We start from the raw sequence: 16554 nt of genomic DNA, 5'->3' as shown, positions 1-16554 counted from the left end.
GGTGGGCGTCCGTCTCCAGGTGACCGCGGTGGTCCTCCTCGGCCTGCTGGCGTCCGCCGGGGCCGGGCTGCTCATGCACCGCGTCGAGCGGGACCAGGCCCGGCTCGCCCTCGACCGGCGCACGGCCGCCGCGCGCGACGCCGTCGCGTCCGCCGGCCAGCGGTACGTGGATGCGCTGCAGGTCACGGCGGGGGCGCTGGAGTCGCTGCCGCGGCTCGACGCCGCCGGCTTCGCGACCGTCACCGCCGTCCTGGGCCGGCTGTGGCTGCCCGGCGCCACGTCGGTGGACTTCGTCGTCGAGGTGCCGGAGTCCGGCATCGGCGAGGCCCAGCAGGACTGGCGGGTCCGAGGCGTGCCGGCCCTGACGATGCTGCCCGTCGCCGGCGCCACCCGGCACTACTTCGCGGTGCTCCAGCGTCTCCTCGACGCCCAGCCGTCGCCGGTCGGTACCGGCCTCGATCTCACCGCCACGCCCGAGGCCGCGACGGCGCTCGGCAAGGCCCAGAAGCTCGGGCTGCCGGCGCTCTCACTGCCGTACGTCCCGGCCGGCGCGCAGGAGCGCTCGGTGCTCCTCGTGCAGCGGGTGCTCGACCAGGCGACGGGAGCGGTGCACGGGTTCGTCGCGATGACCGTCCACCTGCAGGCCTTCTTCGGCGAGACCGTGCCGCAGCCGTCGCGCGAGCTGCTCGACATCACGCTGCTGGCGTCCGACGGCACCGGGTTCCGCCCCGCCGCGCGGATCGCCCGCAGTGACGGCCGGGCCGGCGACCTGCACCGCTCGGTCACCGCGCAGATCGGCGACCAGCAGTGGCGGCTCGACGTGTCGGCCGACGGCGACGCGCTGGTCGGGGCCGCCGGCCACCTCGACTCCGGGATGTTCTTCGGCGGGATGGCGCTGACGGTGGTCACGGCGCTGCTCGTGTCCACGCTGGGCACCTCCCGGCGGCGCGCGGAGGAGCGGGTGGAGGAGGCGACGGGCGAGCTGCGGCTGGCCGGCGCCGAGACCCGGCAGCAGGCCGCCCTGCTGGGCGCGGTCATGGACACCGTCGGCGACGGCGTGCTGGTGATCGGCGACGACGGGCGGGCCCGGTGGCTCAACCCGACCGCCCGGGCGATCCTGGGGCCGGAGGCGGCCGACCGGCCGGCGTCGGAGTGGCCGGAGCTGCTCGACATCTACGAGACGGACGGTGTCACGCGGTACCGCATCCGAAATCTCGCCAAGACGAGCGTCGAGTCACAGGTGGAGTGCGTGATCGGCGGGCGGCGGATCGACGTGCGGCTACGGGCGCTGGTCCAGGAGGGCGAGCCGGCCGGTGCGGTGGCGGTGCTGCGGGACGTCACCGATCGCAACGCCGCCGAGGAGCGGCTGCGGGCGTCCGAGGAGCTCCTGCAGGTGCTGCTCGACGGGGCCAGGGACCACGCCATCCACCTCCTCGATCCGGCGGGACTGGTCGTGAGCTGGTCGATCAATGCCGAGCGGCTCATGGGGTACCGCAGCGAAACCGTGGTCGGCGAGCCCTTCACCCGCTTCTTCACCCCCGAGGACCAGGCGGGCGGCCGGCCCGCCCGGCTGCTGGAGCGGGCCGGGCAGGAGGGGCGCGTCGAGACCGACGGCGAGCGGGTGCGCGCCGACGGGAGCCGCTTCTGGTCGTACGGGCAGCTGACCGCGGTCCGCCACCCGGACGGGACGGTCCGGGGCTTCGTCGAGATCACCCAGGACGCGTCCGACCGGCTCGTCCTGGAGCAGCGGGTCGCTGAGCTCGAGTCGTTCTCCTACGGCGTGTCCCACGACCTGCGCGCGCCGCTGCGGGCGATCGACGGGTTCGCCAGGATGCTCGCGCTGGAGCACGGAGACCGGCTCGACGACCAGGGCCGCCGGCACGTCGAGCGGATCCGGGCCGGCGCCCGGCGCATGGGCGACCTGATCGACGGCCTGCTGACGTTCTCCCGCCTGCAGTGGCAGGAGCTGGGGCGGCGGCGCGTGCCGATGGATCAGCTCGTCGCCGACGTGTGGGACGAGCTGGTGATCGATCGGGCCGGCCGCGACATCGAGCTGGCCGTCGGCGAGCTGCCCGACGCGCTCGGCGACCCGCGGCTCATCCGGCACGTGCTGGCGAACCTGCTCGGCAACGCGGTGAAGTACACCCGGGGCGTCTCACCGGCGCGGATCGCGGTCGGGCACAGCCTGGCCGCGTACTACGTGCGGGACAACGGGGTCGGGTTCGACATGCGGTACGCGGACAAGCTGTTCCAGGTCTTCCAGCGCCTCCACCGCGCCGAGGACTTCGAGGGCACCGGCGTCGGCCTGGCCGTCGCGCACCGGATCGTGCACCGCCACGGCGGGCAGATCTGGGCCGATGCCGCGCCGGACGCCGGCGCGACCTTCTACTTCACCCTCCCCACGCACGTCCCGGCCCTGGAGGTGGTGCGATGAACCGCAGCATCGGCTCATGAGGATCCTGCTCCTGGAGGACGATCCAGACGACGCCGACGTGCTCGTCTTCGAGCTGCGCCGCGCCGGCTTCGCTCCGGAGTGCACGCGGGCCGACTCCCGCGCGTCGTTCCTGGCCGCCCTGCTCGACGGCCCGCCGGACCTCGTCCTCGCCGACTACACGCTGCCGCAGTTCACCGCCCTGGAGGCGCTGCGGCTGCTCCAGGAGGGCGGCCACGACATCCCGGTGATCGTGGTCGCGGGCGCGATGAGCGAGGAGGCGTGCGTCGGCGCGCTGCGCGAGGGGGCCGTCGACTACCTGCTCAAGGACCGGCTGGGCCGGCTCGGCTCGGCCGTCGAGCACGCGGTGTCGCAGCGGCGGCTGCTGCTGGAGCAGCGCCGCGCGCAGGAAACGCTCCGGGCTGCCTTCGAGCATGCCCCGGTCGGCATGGCCGTCACCGACCTCGCCGGGACCGTGCTGCAGATCAACGGCGAACTGTCGCGCATGACCTCCCTGCAGGTCGGCGGGTCGCTGCTCGACGCGATCTGCGACGACGACCGCCCGCACGTCGCCGACCGGATCAAGCGGCTGGTCGCCGGCGAGGCCGAGCGGGTGAGCAAGGAGCTGCGGCTGTGCCGGGCCGACGGGGCGCTGCTGTGGGGGCAGTACTGCGCGTCGCTCATCGGCTCGTCCGACGTCGTGCACCACGTCGCCGACATCAGCGACCGGCGCCGGGCCGAGGAGACGCTGCAGCGGCAGGCGGAGAAGCTCGCCCGCACCAACAGCGAGCTCCAGGAGCTCGACCGGCTCAAGAGCGAGTTCGTGGCCACCGTCTCGCACGAGCTGCGCACGCCGCTGACGAGCATCCGGGGGTACACCGAGATCCTCACCGACACCGACGCCAGCACGCTGGGCGCCACCGAGCGGCGCATCGTCGCGATCATCGACCGCAACGGCCGGCGGCTGCTGGACCTCATCGAGGACCTGCTGACGTTCTCCCGCATCGAGTCGGGCACGCTCACGCTCACCGTCGGGCCGGTCCGCATCCGGCGGCTCATCGAGGCGGCCCACGAGGCCATCCGGCCCGCGGTCGAGACCGCCGGCCTCGCCGTGATCCTCGACGTCGACGAGCACATGCCCGCCGTCCAGGGCGACGCCGAGCAGCTCGAACGGGTGGTGCTGAACCTGCTCGACAACGCCGTGAAGTTCTCCGACCCGGGCGGCACCGTCACGGTCACGGGCCGGGAACGAGACGGTGAGGTGGTCGTCTGGATCCGTGACTCGGGCGTCGGGATCCCGGAGCACGAGCTGAGCATGATCTTCACGCGGTTCTTCCGTACCGCCGACGCCCAGAAGCGGGCGATCAAGGGCAGCGGGCTGGGGCTGGCGATCAGCAAGGCGATCGTGGAGGCGCACGGCGGGTGGATCGCGCTCGAGTCCACCGACGGCGTGGGGACGACGGTCGGTTTCGGCCTGCCTACGCCCTGAGGCTGCCGGCCAGCTGGTTGAGCTGCGCCTCGCTCGCCCGGCCGACGACGATGATCGTCCGGTTGCCCGACACCTGGACCAAGGCCTGCTCGCCGGGGCGGGTGTCGGTGTACCGCTGCCACTCCACGCCGTTGACGGTCACCGTGCCGGCCGGCTTGGCACCCTTCGCCACCACGTCGGCGACGAGGATGTCGGTGGGCTTGGCGCTCTCCACCAGCTGCATGGCCCCGTCGTCGGGTGCCGTGATGCCGATCCGCAGCACGCCGTCGGTGAACGTGGCCGACGCGATGTGCCAGTGTTCGGGGAGGCCCTGCGGCTTGAGCAGCTCGAACTGCCCGGCGCGCTGGACCGAGCCGTAGACCTCGGTGGTGTCGACGGTCGGCGGCTGCTCATTGCCGAGGAAGCGGTAGAACACGACCAGCAGGAACACCGGCACCAGCAGCACGATCATCGACAGGGCCATGTCCCGCGGCCGCCGGCCGGCGCGCGGCGACGGCGTCGGCTGCTCGGGTGCGGCTGCGGTCTCGGGTTCGGCGTTCACCCTCCCATCGTGACCGATCGGGCGCCGCACCGTGCAACCGCCCGTCCCCTGCACTGCAACTCGTGGGAAATGCAGCATGAAATGGCCCACGCATCGCCGGTGCGAACGAGCGTTCAGACGCCTGGCCTGACACCATGACGGATACAGCCGTGAACCACGCCCACGCAACGATGCGCGAGGAGTGCCGCAATGAGCCGTGAGATGGATCGCAACCTGGCCCTCGACCTGGTCCGGGTCACCGAGGCGGCGGCCATGGCCGCCGGTCGCTGGGTGGGGCGGGGTGACAAGAACGGGGGCGACGGGGCAGCCGTCGACGCGATGCGCCTGCTGATCAACTCGGTCCCCATGCAAGGGGTCGTGGTGATCGGGGAGGGCGAGAAGGACAACGCCCCGATGCTGTACAACGGCGAGCGCGTCGGCGACGGCACCGGCCCCGAGGTGGACGTGGCCGTGGACCCCGTCGACGGCACGACGCTGATGAGCAAGGGCATGCCCAACGCGCTGGCCGTGCTCGCCGTCGCCGAGCGGGGCGCGATGTTCGACCCCAGCGCCGTCTTCTACATGGAGAAGCTCGCCGTCGGCCCGGAGTGCGCCGACGTCATCGACATCGAGGCCGGCGTCGAGGAGAACCTCAAGCGCATCGCCCGGGTCAAGCGGTCGAGCGTCTCCGAGCTGACGGTCTGCATCCTCGACCGGCCGCGGCACGAGCAGCTGATCCAGGAGGTCCGACGCACCGGCGCCCGCATCCGGTTCATCTCCGACGGCGACATCGCCGGCGCCATCAGCGCCGCCCGCGAGGGCAGCGAGACGGACGTCCTGATGGGTATCGGCGGCACCCCCGAGGGAATCGTCGCGGCGGTCGCGCTCAAGTGCATGGGCGGCGCGATCCAGGCCAAGCTGTGGCCGCGGGACGACGCCGAGCGGGACAAGGCGATCGCCGCCGGCCACGACCTGTCGCGCGTGCTGCACACCGACGACCTCGTCGGCGGCGACAACATGTTCTTCTGCGCGACCGGTGTGACCAGCGGCGACCTGCTCAAGGGCGTCCGTTACCGCTCCGGCGGTGCGTACACCCAGTCCATCGTCATGCGCTCCCGCTCCGGCACGATCCGCTGGATCGACTCGTTCCACCGCCTGGAGAAGCTGCGGGCCTACTCGCTGGTGGACTTCGACGGCACCTTCAGCGAGCCCACCGCGGTGTTGTAGAGCGCCTCGTCCACCGGCGTGTACGTCAGCCCGAACGTCTCCCGCACCCGGTCGGAGTCGAGCACGAACGGGCGGACGTGCTGGTACCGCACCTCGAGGAACTCCTTGACGAACTTGTCGGTCAGCGCCGCGGCCCGCACCGCCAGCAGCGGATAGGTGCGCAGCCGCGGCGCCGGCAGCCCGGCCACCGTTGCCAGCCGGGTCAGGATCTCGCGGGCCGTGAGCGCCGGGGCGGTCGGCGCGTGCCAGGCCTTGCCCCAGGCCCGCCGGTCTCCCGCGAGTTCCACCAGGGTGTGGGCGACGTCGCCCACGTACGTGTACGAGTGCGGCACGTCCAGCGCCCCCGGCAGCCAGGCCGTCTTCCCGGCCCGCATCGCCGGCAGCGCCATATCCATGATCGTGTACCGCGGCCCGATGTAGTCCGACGCCCGCACCTCGAACGTCCGGATCGGCGCGGCCAGCGCCTCCTCCCACATGGCGACCCGCACGCGGCCCTTGACGCTGGTCGCCGCCAGCGGCGTGTCCTCGGTCATCGGCCCGTCGACCGGTCCGTACCCGTACAGGTTCCCGGTGATCGCCAGCACCGCGTCGTTCTCGGCGGCGGCCGCGATCATCGAGCGCGAGAGCGGCGGCCACTCCTTCGGCCACGAGTGGTACGGCGGGTTCGCGCAGTTGTAGATCACCGTGGCCCCCTTGGCCGCGCTCCGGAACGCTCGGGCGTCCGAGACGTCGGCCGCGAACCGCGTGACCAGCGGATGGGTTGGCCCGCCGCCGCTGCGGGTGACGACCGTCGACGGGATGCCGTTCTCTGCCAGCTCGAGCGCGATGGCGGTACCGATGGATCCCGCTCCGACGATGACGTGCACGACGACCTCCATTGTGTGAGCACTGCTCTCGGTTCAGAGCATAGAACCGAGAGCAGTGCTCACGCAACAGAGCATGCGAACATGGAGGGCATGAAGGCCACCTCACTGCGGGCCCGGGTGCGGGCCGAGATGATCGACGAGATCAAGGAGATCGCGCGGCGCCACCTGGCGACGGACGGCGCCAACCTGTCCCTGCGCGCGGTCGCCCGCGACCTGGGGATGGTGTCGTCGGCCGTGTACCGGTACTTCGCGAGCCGGGACGACCTGCTGACGGCCCTGATCCTCGACGCGTACAACGCGCTGGGCGGCGCGGTGGAGGAGGCCGAGTCGCTGGTACCTCGGGAGTCGCTGCACGCCCGCTGGATGGCCGTCTGCACGGCGGCCCGGACCTGGGCGGTGGCCCATCCGCACGAGTACGCCCTGATCTACGGCAGCCCGGTCCCCGGCTACCGCGCCCCCGAGGACACGGTCCCGGCGGCGACGCGGGCGGCGACGGTCCTGGGCCGGATCATCCGGGACGGCTACGGGTCGGGCGCCATCAAGGACAACGACGACCCGTTCCCGGCCCCGGACGTGGAGGTGGACATCCGCCGCATCGGCGACGCGATCTCCCCGGGCACTCCGTTGCGGGTGGTTTCCCGGGCGCTGTCGGCCTGGGTCATGCTGTTCGGGCAGGTGAGCTTCGAGATCTTCGGCCAGCTCCAGAACACGGTGACGACCCCGGCGGCCTACTTCGACCACCAGATGCGGGCCCAGGCCCGCTACATCGGCATCCCACCCGACGAAGCGGACTCCAGCCTCGAAGCCTGACCGCGCCGCGCTCGCTCCACCGCCCCTCGCGCGCCGCGCCGCAACACCGCACCCCTTGCGCTACGCCCCCCGGCCGCTGCGCCTTGACACCGTGCCTCGCGCGCTTCTGCCGCCCGTCCCTCGCCGCTCCTCAACGACGTGCCTCTTAGGCCATCGCCGCCCAATCCGCGCGCCTCAACAGCGTGGCTCTTGCGCTACGGCCGCCCAGTCCTCGTCTCGGCGCGAGCCGGCAGCGCAAGCCGAGCCGCCGTCCCTCCTCGCGACGCAAGTCGGCGGCGCAGGCCGGCACCCATCGCCGTTCCGAGCCCGGCCGTCTCCCGAGCCCGGCTTCCTCGGCCTCCTACGACGAGGGGGTGAGGCGGGCTCGGGCGGCGTCCAGCCAGCGCTGGCAGATCACCGCGAGCTGTTCGCCGCGCTCCCATAAGGCCAGGGACTCTTCGAGCGTGGTGCCGCCGGACTCCAGCTTCTCGACGACGGTGGCGAGCTCGGCGCGGGCCTGCTCGTACGACAGCTCGGGGCCGTCCGTCTTCGGCTCGGTCATCTCCGCCTACTCCTTCGACAGGAACAGCACCGAATCGGTGCGCCGGTAACCCACTCGCGAATAGACCCGCTCCTGCGCGTCGCCGGCCGGGGTCAGGAACACCAGGGTCGCGCCCGCCGCGTGGGCGGCCCGGGTCAGGTGCAGGGTCAGGGTGCCGCCGATGCCCCTGCGCTCATACTTCGGCCGCACCGCGATCCCCGCCACCTCGCTGATGCCGTCGCGAACGGCGACCGCCACGCCGCCGCCGACCGGCTCACCGGAGGTCGTGTCCCGGACGAGGAGCTGGATGTGCCCGGCCGCCGCCTTGTCGCGCGCCGCGGCCACGTGCGCGGCGGACGGCGCCGGCTCACCGAACGCCTCGTGCTGCGCCGACACCATCGCGAGCAGGTCGTCGTCGGACACCGGCGGGACGAACTCGACGCCCTCGGGCGCCGGCTGGTCGATCTCGACACCCGGCGGGCGCTCCATGAGTGGCAGGCGGTCGGCGACCACGAACCCGGCCGCCACCAGGGCGGGCTCGACGGCCGGCGCGAGCCCCGGCAGATACTCCAGGCGGGGCTGCCGGTCTCGGCTCCGGAACGCGTCGACCAGCGCCTTGACATCGTCGGCGGTCGGGTCGGCACCGGCATCGGGTATCGCATAGTTGATGTAGACGTTGGGGTCGTGCCCGCTGATCGTCACGGTGAACGGCCCGGCGCGCAGCACCTCGCGTCCATGACTGGCGCTCGCCAGCAGGTACTCCTGAATGCGCTGTGACAAGAACCTCTCCCCCGGTTTCACTCGTTGACGGTCGCGGTCAGCTCACCGTCGGCGAGCCGGATGCGAAGCTGATCTTTCGCCGACACTTCGCCCGGCGACCGGACCACGGCACCGCCCTCGCGCTGCACGATCGCATAGCCTCGCTGGAGCGTCGCCGACGGCGACAGCGTGCGCAGGCGGGCAAGTGTGTGGCCAAGCTCGGCCCCGGCCCGGTCGAGCCGGTGGCTCAGGTTGCGGGCGGCCCTGTCGCGAAGCGCCGAGACCTCCGCGGCGCGGCTGTCCACCATCGTGAGCGGCCGGGCGATCGACGGCCGCGACCGGATCAGGTCGAGCCGGTGCTGCTCCCGGTCGAGCAGCCCGCGCAGCGCCCGGTCGAGCCGCTGCTTGGCCTGGCCGATCAGCCGCAACTCGTCGTTGAGGTCGGGAACGATCCGCTTGGCCGCGTCGGTGGGCGTCGACGCGCGAACATCGGCGACGAAGTCGACCAGCGGAACGTCGGTCTCGTGCCCGACGGCGGACACGACCGGCGTCCGGCAGGCGAACACCGCCCGGCACAGCGCCTCGTCGGAGAACGGCAGCAGATCCTCGGTCGAGCCGCCACCCCTCGCGAGCACGATCACGTCGATCGTCTCGTCCCGATCGAGCACCGCCAGCGCGTCGATGATCTGCGGCACCGCGGACGGCCCCTGCACGGCCACGTTGATCACCCGGAAGTCGACCGTCGGCCAGCGGCGCCGCGCATTGGTCAGCACGTCCCGCTCGGCAGCACTGGCCCGCCCGGTGATGAGCCCGACCCGCGCCGGCAGGAACGGCAGCCGCCGCTTGCGCGCCCGGTCGAACAGCCCCTCGGCCGCGAGCAGCTTCTTCACCTGCTCCAGCCGGGCGAGCAACTCCCCCAGCCCCACCTGGCGAATCTCGTCGGCCCGCAGGCTCAGCGACCCACGCGCCGCATAGAACTCCGGCCGCGCATGAACGACGATCCGCGCCCCGTCGGTCAGGTTGGGCGCCCCGAGGTCGACCACGTCACGGTTGGTGGTCACGGTCAGGCTCAGGTCGGCCGACGGATCGCGCAGCGTGAGGAAGACGGTGTTGGTGCCCGGCCGGCGGGTGATCTGGGCAACCTGCCCGTCGACCCAGATCCAGCCGAGCTTGCCGATCCAGGCCCCGATCTTCTGGCTGACCACGCGAACCGGCCACGGCTCGTCGCTCGTGGACGCTGGCTGCTGCGGCGTGGTCATAGCGACACCCTACGCACCCGGTCTGACAGTTTTCTGCGGGCGGCCTTCCCGGGCCGCCATCCGGCCAGATTCACTCGGCAGCTCCTGCCAGCCCGTCCCATAGGCCACCACGCACCGCCACCACGCACCGCCGCCGCGCGCCGCCACGCACCGCCAGCGCGCACCGCCGCGGCACGCCGCCACCCCGCCGCCCTCGCACCGCCGCGGCACGCCGCCGCCCTCGCACCGCCGCCACGCACCGCCGCCACGCACCGCCGCCACGCACCGCCGCCACGCGGCCACCCTCGCACCGCCGGGGCGCGGCCACCCGTGCACGGCTTCCCCCGCACGGCCGCTGCGCGTTCGCGTCGCCCGGCGGCCCTTGCTCATCCCCGCAGGTACTCCAGCACCGCACGCACGCGGCGATGCTGGTCGTCGTCGTTGGCCGGCAGGTCCAGCTTCACGAACACGTTGCCGATGTGCTTGGCGACGGCCGCGTCGGTGACCGTGAGCGTGCGGGCGATCGCCGCGTTGGACCGCCCCTCGGCCATCAACGCGAGCACCTCCCGCTCTTTCGGCGTCAACCGGGCCAGCGGATCCCGCCGGCGCCCCAGCAGCTGCCCCACCACCTCCTGATCCACCACCGTGTGCCCGGACGCCACCCGCTCGACCGCGTCGGCGAACTCCGCCACGTCGCCGATGCGGTCCTTCAGCAGATAGCCGACGCCGCCGCGCCTCGCCGACTCCAGTAATTCACTCGCATAGGTCTGCTCGATGTACTGACTGAGCACCAGCACCGCGAGCCGCGGATGCGCCGCCCGCAGCGCGATCGCCGCCTGCAGCCCCTCGTCGCTGAACTTGGGCGGCATGCGGACATCGGTCACGACGAGATCGGGCCGGTGCTCCTCGACAGCCGCCATCAACGCCTCGGCGTCACCGACCGCGGCGGCCACCTCGTGGCCGAACCGCGTCAGCAGCCCGGTGATGCCCTCCCGGATGAGCACCCCGTCCTCGGCGATCACAATTCGCACGGAATCTCCACATGAACCACCGTCGGTCCGCCGATGGGGCTCGCCAACGCCACCTTGCCGTCTATCGCCGCGACCCGGTCGGCCAGCCCCGTGAGGCCGGTGCCGCGCGCCGGATCCGCGCCACCCTGCCCATCGTCGCGCACCTGCACGCTCAGCCGCCCATACCGCACCGACGCCGCCACCCTCGCCCGCTTGGCGCCACTGTGCTTGGTGGCGTTGGTCAGCGCCTCAACCACCGCGAAATACGCCGCGACCTCGACGTGCTGCGGCAGCCGGTCGGGCAGGCTCAGGTCGAGGTCGACGGGCAGCGCCGCCCGGTCGGCGACCTCGTGCAGCGCGGCATCCAGCCCGCGGTCGGTGAGGATCTTCGGGTGTACCCCACGAATCAGCTCCCGCAGATCGTCGAGCGCCTCCTTGGTCAGCCGGTGCGCCCGCTCCACCGACGCGGCGGCCGGCGAGCCCTCGGGCAGCTCGAGCCGCGCCAGCCCGAGCTCGATGTTGAGCGCGACCAGCCGCTGCTGCGCGCCGTCGTGCAGGTCACGCTCGATCCGCCGCCGCTCGATCTCGAAGGCGTCGACCAGCCTCGCGCGTGACCGGTTGAGCTCGATCATCCGCGGGTCGTCGTCGCGCGGCCCGAGCACCGCCCGGGTGACCGCGGCCCGGGCAACGGCCCAGCCGATCAGCCCGTAGGCATACAGCACCGCGACGACGAACCCGAACGCGGACATCGCCAGCGTCCAGACCAGCGGCACGTCGTCGATGTAGAACGGCGCGAACCACAAGGCGAACAACCCATACACACCCGCGGCGATGACCATCGAGTCGAGCCAGCACATGATCGCGACGAGCGCCATCGTGTAGCCCAGCTCGCGCCAGGTCGCCGCCTCCTTCAGCCGGAACCAGACCCACTTGCGGACGCCGGGCTGGTCCGGTGTGCGATGCGGGTCGGGCAGCTCCACGTCCTCGACGAGCGTTATCCGCCACCGCTCGATCCGGGCGACGGCGACGCCGGACAACGCGGTCGCGACGAAGGCCGCCAGCCCCACCACCACGACGCTGAACAACGCGCCCAGCACCAGCAGCGCCATGAGCACCCCGAGCGTCGCGAGCCCCAGCACGGCACTCGTGGAGACGTAGGCGAACGCGCGCCACGGCCATCGCGACGTGAGGAGCTTGGTGGGGCGCATATGCAGCGCTTCGAAGGCGGATCGGACTGGCACAGACGCGACGGTACCGCCGGCGTCGGCCACGCACAGTAGAGCAGGGTCTACTTCAAAGAGTCGACCCTGCTCCACTGTGCTCGCGGCTCCGAGCCGGTTTGCTCGAACCCGTGACAACGACACTGCAGACGCGCCAGGCCGTCGAGCTGTGGTCCGTGATCCGCCGCTTCGGCGCCGGAGAGCACACGGTGACGGCGCTCGACCACATCACCGTCGGGTTCGCCCCGGCCAGCTTCACCGCCGTGATGGGCCCGTCCGGTTCGGGCAAGTCCACGCTCCTGCACTGCGCGGCCGGGCTCGACCGCGTGACCGAGGGAAAGGTGCTCATCGACGGCGTCGATCTCACGCCACTGTCCGAGAAGGCGCTGACGCGTGTGCGCCGCGAGCGGGTCGGCTTCGTGTTCCAGGCGTTCAACCTGGTGGGTGCGCTCACCGCCGAGCAGAACGTCGAGCTGCCGCTTCGCCTCGCCGGACGGCGCGCCGCGCCCGGTCAGGTCCGCTCGATGCTGCGGGAGGTGGGCCTCGGCGACCGCGCGACGCACCGGCCGAGCGAGCTGTCGGGCGGCCAGCAGCAACGGGTGGCGATCGCCCGCGCGCTGGTGACGGAGCCGGCCGTGCTGTTCGCCGACGAGCCGACCGGCGCGCTCGACAACACGGCCTCGCGCGAGGTGCTCAGGCTGCTGCGGTCGGCTGTGGACCGCCACGCGCAGACGGTCGTCATGGTGACCCACGACCCGCTCGCGGCGGCGCACGCCGACCGAGTGCTGTTCCTGGCCGACGGTGCGATCGTCGACGAGCTGCGGGAGCCTCGCGGCGCCGAGCAGATCGCCTCCCGGATGGCCCACCTGGAGACGAGGGACCTCCGATGATCCTTGCTAAAGAGATGGTTCGGCACCGCTGGGCGAGCTTCCTCGGCACGTTTGCCGCCCTCGCCGTCGGCGTGGCCGTCATCTCCGGCAGCCTGGCGCTGTGGGCCTCGGCCCAGCCGCGCACGCCGAAGCCGCTGGCGGCGGCCGAGGTGCTGATCGCGTCACCGCGCTACGACCCGCCGGACGGCGGGTTCCCGACCTACCGTCCGTGGTCGCCCGAGGAGGTCGACGAGCTGGTCGGACGCGCGAGCCGGACGCCCGGAGTGGCCGCCGCGATCCCCGACCGGGCGTTCTACGTGCAGCGGCTCGTCGACGGCAAGCCGGCGGGCAACGCCCGCGACGCCGTCCATAGTGGACGCGGGTGGGCGTCGGCCGGCCTCAGCCCGTATGGACTGGTGAAGGGAAACGCGCCGGACAGGCCCGGCGAGGTCGTGGTCGACGCCGCCCTCGGCGTGCCGGTCGGCGGGCAACTGCCGGTGCTCACCGCCGCGGGCCCGGCGACGTGGACGGTGACCGGGGCGATCGACGGGCCCGGGCTGTACGTCGACGATGCGACCGCCCGTTCGCTGGCCGGCGGCGTCACCGTGATCGGGCTGCGGCTCGCGCCCGGTGCGGACGCCGAGCGAGTGGCCGACGGACTGGGGCTCGGCGCCCTGGGCGAGCCGTTGACGGGCACTGAGCGGTCGGCGGCCGAGCCGGCGCGGGACACGCGGACGCGCTGGATCGGGGCGCAGCTGATCATCGCGACAGTGCTCGTGGGTGGGTTCGTGGCGGTGTTCGTCGTGGCGTCCACGTGCGCGTTCAGCGCGTCGCAGCGGCGCCGCGAGATCGGGCTGCTGCGGGCCATCGGCGCGACGCCGGGGCAGGTGCGGCGGTTGCTGCTGGCCGAGGTGCTCCTCGTCGCGCTCGGCGCTGGAGTGCTCGGCGCGGTCGGCGGGGCGTTGCTGGCGCCGCTGCTGGAGGGGCCGTTCGTGGCGGTCGGGCTGGAGCCGACCGGATTCCAGGTCGGGCTGTCCTGGTGGGCGATGGGGGTGTCGCTGGCGGCCGGGCTGGTGGTGGCCGCGCTCGGAGTGTGGCTGTCCGCTCGGCGGACGAGTCGCGTGCCGGCGCTGGACGCGCTGCGCGAGGCGGCCGTCGAGAAGCGGCCGATGACGCCGTCCCGCTGGATCGTCGGCGGCCTGGGCGTCGTGGTCGGCGGCGGGCTCGCGGCCTTGCTGCCCGGGTCGACCGCCGAGCAGAAGCCGACGATCGTCCTCTGCTCGGCCATGGTGCTGCTGGTCGCGGCCGCGCTGCTGGCGCCGGCCGTGGTGGTGCCGCTGGTCCGGCTGGTGACGTGGCCGTTCCGGCGAGGCGCGACGGGGATGCTGGTCCGCGAGGGCACGTCGGTGGCGGCCCGGCGGGTGGCGTCGACGGCCGCGCCGGTGCTCGCGGCGGTCGGGTTCGCCGTGTTGCTGGTGGGCACGTTCCAGACCGCGAACGAGGCTGTCGGCATCGAGGACACGGCGAAGATCCCGGAGAGCGCGGTCGCCGCGCCGTCGGGAGCGCCGGGCCTGTCCGAGGCGGCCGTGCAGGCGCAGCGGGGGCGGTCGGAGCTGTCGAGCACGGTGTACCTGGCGTCGGGCGAGCCGATCCGGGCCACGGGTTCGGCCGACGTGAGCGGGCTGGCCGCCGCGCCGTCGCTCGGCTGGCGGGTCGGGGAGTCGGTGCCATTGCGGTTCGTGGACGGGACGGTGCAGTCGGTGACCGTGACGCAGGTGAGCGACGACGTGTTCATCGACACGGTTGTGCTGCCCAGGGCGCTGGTGCGGGCGCACGATCCGACGGCGTTGACCGAGGTGGTGTACCTGTCCGGGGCGTTCGCGCCGACGGCGGGGGCGGAGGAGCTGACCGCACGGGCGTACGTCGAGCGGCGCGCGGCCGTGGAAGGCGACCTGATCGACCTGTTCCTGGCGGTGCTGCTGGGGATCTCCGTGGGGTACACGGGCTTGGCGGTGGCAAACACCCTGCTCATGGCGACGTATGGGCGGCGGCAGGAGTTCACCACCCTGCACCGCACCGGGGCGACGACCGGTCAGACGTTACGGGTCGTCGTGGTCGAGGCGCTGGTCGCGGTGGGGGCCGGGACGCTGCTGGGGCTCGCGGTGGCGGTGCCGGCGCTGTTCGAGGCGCGAGCGGGGCTCGCCGAAGAGATCGGCGCGGATGTGACCCTGGTCATGCCGTGGGGCACGCTCGCGGCGGTGGTCGGCGTGTGCGGGGCGCTGGCGGTGGCAGCCAGCACGCTGCCGTTCCTGCGGCGGGGCGGGCTGCCGCTCTTGCGGCGAGGCGACTTGTCGGCGGGGGCACGTACCATGGCGGGGTGACTGGTTCGAAGCGAGTCCTGCTTGCCAAGCCCCGCGGCTACTGCGCCGGTGTGGACCGGGCGGTTCAGACCGTCGAGGAAGCGCTCAAGCTGTACGGCGCGCCGATCTATGTCCGCAAAGAGATCGTGCACAACAAGCACGTCGTGAGCACGCTGCAGGCCAAGGGTGCGATCTTCGTCGAGGAGAACGAAGAGGTGCCGGAGGGGGCGATCGTGGTGTTCTCCGCCCACGGGGTCGCGCCCGAGGTGCACGAGCAGGCGGAGGCCCGTTCGCTGAAGGCCATCGACGCGACGTGCCCGCTGGTTACGAAGGTGCACCAGGAGGCTCGCCGGTTCGCCGCCGAGGACTACGACATTCTGCTCATCGGCCACGAAGGGCACGAAGAGGTCGTCGGCACGACCGGCGAGGCTCCGGCACACATCCAGCTGGTCGACGGGCCGGACAGCGTCGACAAGGTCACCGTGCGTGACCCGTCGAAGGTGGTCTGGCTGTCGCAGACGACGCTCTCGGTCGACGAGACGCTGGAGACGGTCGCGCGGCTCAAGACGAAGCTGCCGCTGCTGATGTCGCCGCCGAGCGACGACATCTGCTACGCGACCTCGAACCGGCAGGACGCCGTCAAGGCCATGGCGCCGAACTGCGACCTGGTGCTCGTCGTCGGCTCGCAGAACTCGTCCAACTCGCAGCGGCTGCGCGAGGTCGCGGTCGACGCGGGGGCCAAGGCGGGCTACCTGATCGACTACGCCAGCGAGATCCAGGACGAGTGGCTCGCCGACGCCACGACGGTCGGCGTCACCTCCGGCGCGTCGGTGCCGGACGAGCTGGTGATGGAGGTGCTCGACTTCCTGGCCGAGCGCGGGTTCGGCGACGTCGCCGAGATCACCACGGCGCAGGAGAAGCTGGTGTTCTCGCTGCCGCAGGAGCTCAAGCGCGACATGAAGGCCAACGCGGCCGCCCGCGCCGCCGAGGTCGCCAAGACCCTGAGCTGACCCGGGCAACGGAACCCGGGCCGGGCAGGAGCGAGGCAATCGGAGCCGGGCACGGAGCCGGGCCGGGCACGGAGCCGAGCCGAGGCGGGTGAGTCGGACCGGGTGCGGGTCGGGCCGAGCCGGGCGCCCAGTCGGGCTGGGCACGCGCCGAACTCACGCCGGGCACCGAGCCGAGCGCGAACCGAGAACAGCAGTCGGGCTGGGCGTGAGCCGAATCCACGCTTT

14 protein-coding genes are annotated in these 16554 nt (G+C 72.6%); 7 read left to right on the top strand and 7 right to left on the bottom strand.

Annotated elements, in window-relative coordinates; all coding sequences use genetic code 11:
- The first annotated feature begins 1 nt into the window (after position 1).
- Positions 2 to 2434, top strand: coding sequence for a PAS domain S-box protein (locus tag IEZ31_RS18440; protein ID WP_190251121.1), 2433 nt, complete (start codon positions 2 to 4; stop codon positions 2432 to 2434).
- A gap of 16 nt (positions 2435 to 2450) precedes the next feature.
- Positions 2451 to 3920, top strand: coding sequence for an ATP-binding protein (locus tag IEZ31_RS18435; protein WP_190251120.1), 1470 nt, complete (start codon positions 2451 to 2453; stop codon positions 3918 to 3920).
- On the opposite strand, the gene IEZ31_RS18430 is transcribed toward IEZ31_RS18435, so the two are convergent.
- Positions 3910 to 4461 (bottom strand): DUF4245 domain-containing protein, encoded by a 552-nt coding sequence (locus IEZ31_RS18430; RefSeq protein WP_190251119.1) that lies wholly within the window; start codon positions 4459 to 4461, stop codon positions 3910 to 3912. The genes IEZ31_RS18435 and IEZ31_RS18430 overlap by 11 nt on opposite strands.
- Positions 4462 to 4650: 189 nt before the next feature.
- Here IEZ31_RS18430 and glpX point away from each other — a divergent pair, with 189 nt between their 5' ends.
- Positions 4651 to 5667: a class II fructose-bisphosphatase gene (glpX, locus tag IEZ31_RS18425; RefSeq protein ID WP_190251118.1), complete on the top strand. Its 1017-nt coding sequence runs from the start codon at positions 4651 to 4653 to the stop codon at positions 5665 to 5667.
- On the opposite strand, the gene IEZ31_RS18420 is transcribed toward glpX, so the two are convergent.
- Complete coding sequence (locus IEZ31_RS18420; protein ID WP_229835398.1) at positions 5613 to 6533, bottom strand: NAD-dependent epimerase/dehydratase family protein; 921 nt, start codon at positions 6531 to 6533, stop codon at positions 5613 to 5615. The genes glpX and IEZ31_RS18420 overlap by 55 nt on opposite strands.
- A 90-nt stretch (positions 6534 to 6623) precedes the next feature.
- Between IEZ31_RS18420 and IEZ31_RS18415 the strand changes: the two genes are divergently transcribed.
- Positions 6624 to 7343, top strand: a complete 720-nt coding sequence (locus tag IEZ31_RS18415) for a TetR/AcrR family transcriptional regulator (RefSeq protein ID WP_190251116.1) — start codon at positions 6624 to 6626, stop codon at positions 7341 to 7343.
- Positions 7344 to 7683: 340 nt separating this feature from the next.
- Here the strand turns inward: IEZ31_RS18415 and IEZ31_RS18410 are convergent, their stop codons facing one another.
- The 5 genes from IEZ31_RS18410 to IEZ31_RS18390 all read right to left on the bottom strand — a co-directional run bounded on the left by IEZ31_RS18410 (position 7684) and on the right by IEZ31_RS18390 (position 12111).
- Positions 7684 to 7884, bottom strand: a complete 201-nt coding sequence (locus IEZ31_RS18410) for an exodeoxyribonuclease VII small subunit (protein ID WP_190251115.1) — start codon at positions 7882 to 7884, stop codon at positions 7684 to 7686.
- Between the two features lie 6 nt (positions 7885 to 7890).
- The gene (locus IEZ31_RS18405) at positions 7891 to 8643 is read right to left on the bottom strand and encodes a GNAT family N-acetyltransferase (protein WP_190251114.1); all 753 of its coding nucleotides are present in this window, start codon (positions 8641 to 8643) and stop codon (positions 7891 to 7893) included.
- Positions 8644 to 8660: 17 nt separating this feature from the next.
- Complete coding sequence (gene xseA, locus IEZ31_RS18400) at positions 8661 to 9881, bottom strand: exodeoxyribonuclease VII large subunit (RefSeq protein WP_190251113.1); 1221 nt, start codon at positions 9879 to 9881, stop codon at positions 8661 to 8663.
- Positions 9882 to 10246: 365 nt separating this feature from the next.
- Complete coding sequence (locus IEZ31_RS18395; RefSeq protein ID WP_190251112.1) at positions 10247 to 10891, bottom strand: response regulator transcription factor; 645 nt, start codon at positions 10889 to 10891, stop codon at positions 10247 to 10249.
- Positions 10879 to 12111: a sensor histidine kinase gene (locus IEZ31_RS18390; RefSeq protein ID WP_190251111.1), complete on the bottom strand. Its 1233-nt coding sequence runs from the start codon at positions 12109 to 12111 to the stop codon at positions 10879 to 10881. Before IEZ31_RS18390 ends, IEZ31_RS18395 begins: the two co-directional genes overlap by 13 nt.
- A gap of 110 nt (positions 12112 to 12221) precedes the next feature.
- Between IEZ31_RS18390 and IEZ31_RS18385 the strand changes: the two genes are divergently transcribed.
- Genes IEZ31_RS18385 through IEZ31_RS18375 form a run of 3 tightly spaced genes read left to right on the top strand, consistent with a single transcriptional unit; the run spans position 12222 to position 16329 of the window.
- Positions 12222 to 12980 (top strand): ABC transporter ATP-binding protein, encoded by a 759-nt coding sequence (locus tag IEZ31_RS18385; RefSeq protein ID WP_229835396.1) that lies wholly within the window; start codon positions 12222 to 12224, stop codon positions 12978 to 12980.
- A complete protein-coding gene (locus IEZ31_RS18380) occupies positions 12977 to 15340 on the top strand; it encodes an ABC transporter permease (RefSeq protein WP_190251110.1) in 2364 nt (787 codons plus the stop codon). The genes IEZ31_RS18385 and IEZ31_RS18380 overlap by 4 nt, the downstream gene beginning before the upstream one ends.
- The gene (locus IEZ31_RS18375; RefSeq protein WP_190251109.1) at positions 15337 to 16329 is read left to right on the top strand and encodes a 4-hydroxy-3-methylbut-2-enyl diphosphate reductase; all 993 of its coding nucleotides are present in this window, start codon (positions 15337 to 15339) and stop codon (positions 16327 to 16329) included. The genes IEZ31_RS18380 and IEZ31_RS18375 overlap by 4 nt, the downstream gene beginning before the upstream one ends.
- Positions 16330 to 16554 lie beyond the last annotated feature (225 nt).

It is taken from the genome of Dactylosporangium sucinum (assembly GCF_014647515.1).
Lineage (GTDB): Bacteria > Actinomycetota > Actinomycetes > Mycobacteriales > Micromonosporaceae > Dactylosporangium > Dactylosporangium sucinum.
The sequence above is the reverse complement of the archived record's forward strand: the minus strand, read 5'-3'. Positions and strand labels throughout refer to the sequence as shown.

Excerpts from the sequence above, each read along its gene's own strand:
- IEZ31_RS18435 (WP_190251120.1), top strand. The coding sequence starts at position 2,451 with ATGAGGATCCTGCTCCTGGAGGACGATCCAGACGACGCCGACGTGCTC.
- glpX (WP_190251118.1), top strand. The coding sequence starts at position 4,651 with ATGAGCCGTGAGATGGATCGCAACCTGGCCCTCGACCTGGTCCGGGTC.
- IEZ31_RS18415 (WP_190251116.1), top strand. The coding sequence starts at position 6,624 with ATGAAGGCCACCTCACTGCGGGCCCGGGTGCGGGCCGAGATGATCGAC.
- IEZ31_RS18410 (WP_190251115.1), bottom strand. The coding sequence starts at position 7,884 with ATGACCGAGCCGAAGACGGACGGCCCCGAGCTGTCGTACGAGCAGGCC.
- xseA (WP_190251113.1), bottom strand. The coding sequence starts at position 9,881 with ATGACCACGCCGCAGCAGCCAGCGTCCACGAGCGACGAGCCGTGGCCG.
- IEZ31_RS18380 (WP_190251110.1), top strand. The coding sequence starts at position 12,977 with ATGATCCTTGCTAAAGAGATGGTTCGGCACCGCTGGGCGAGCTTCCTC.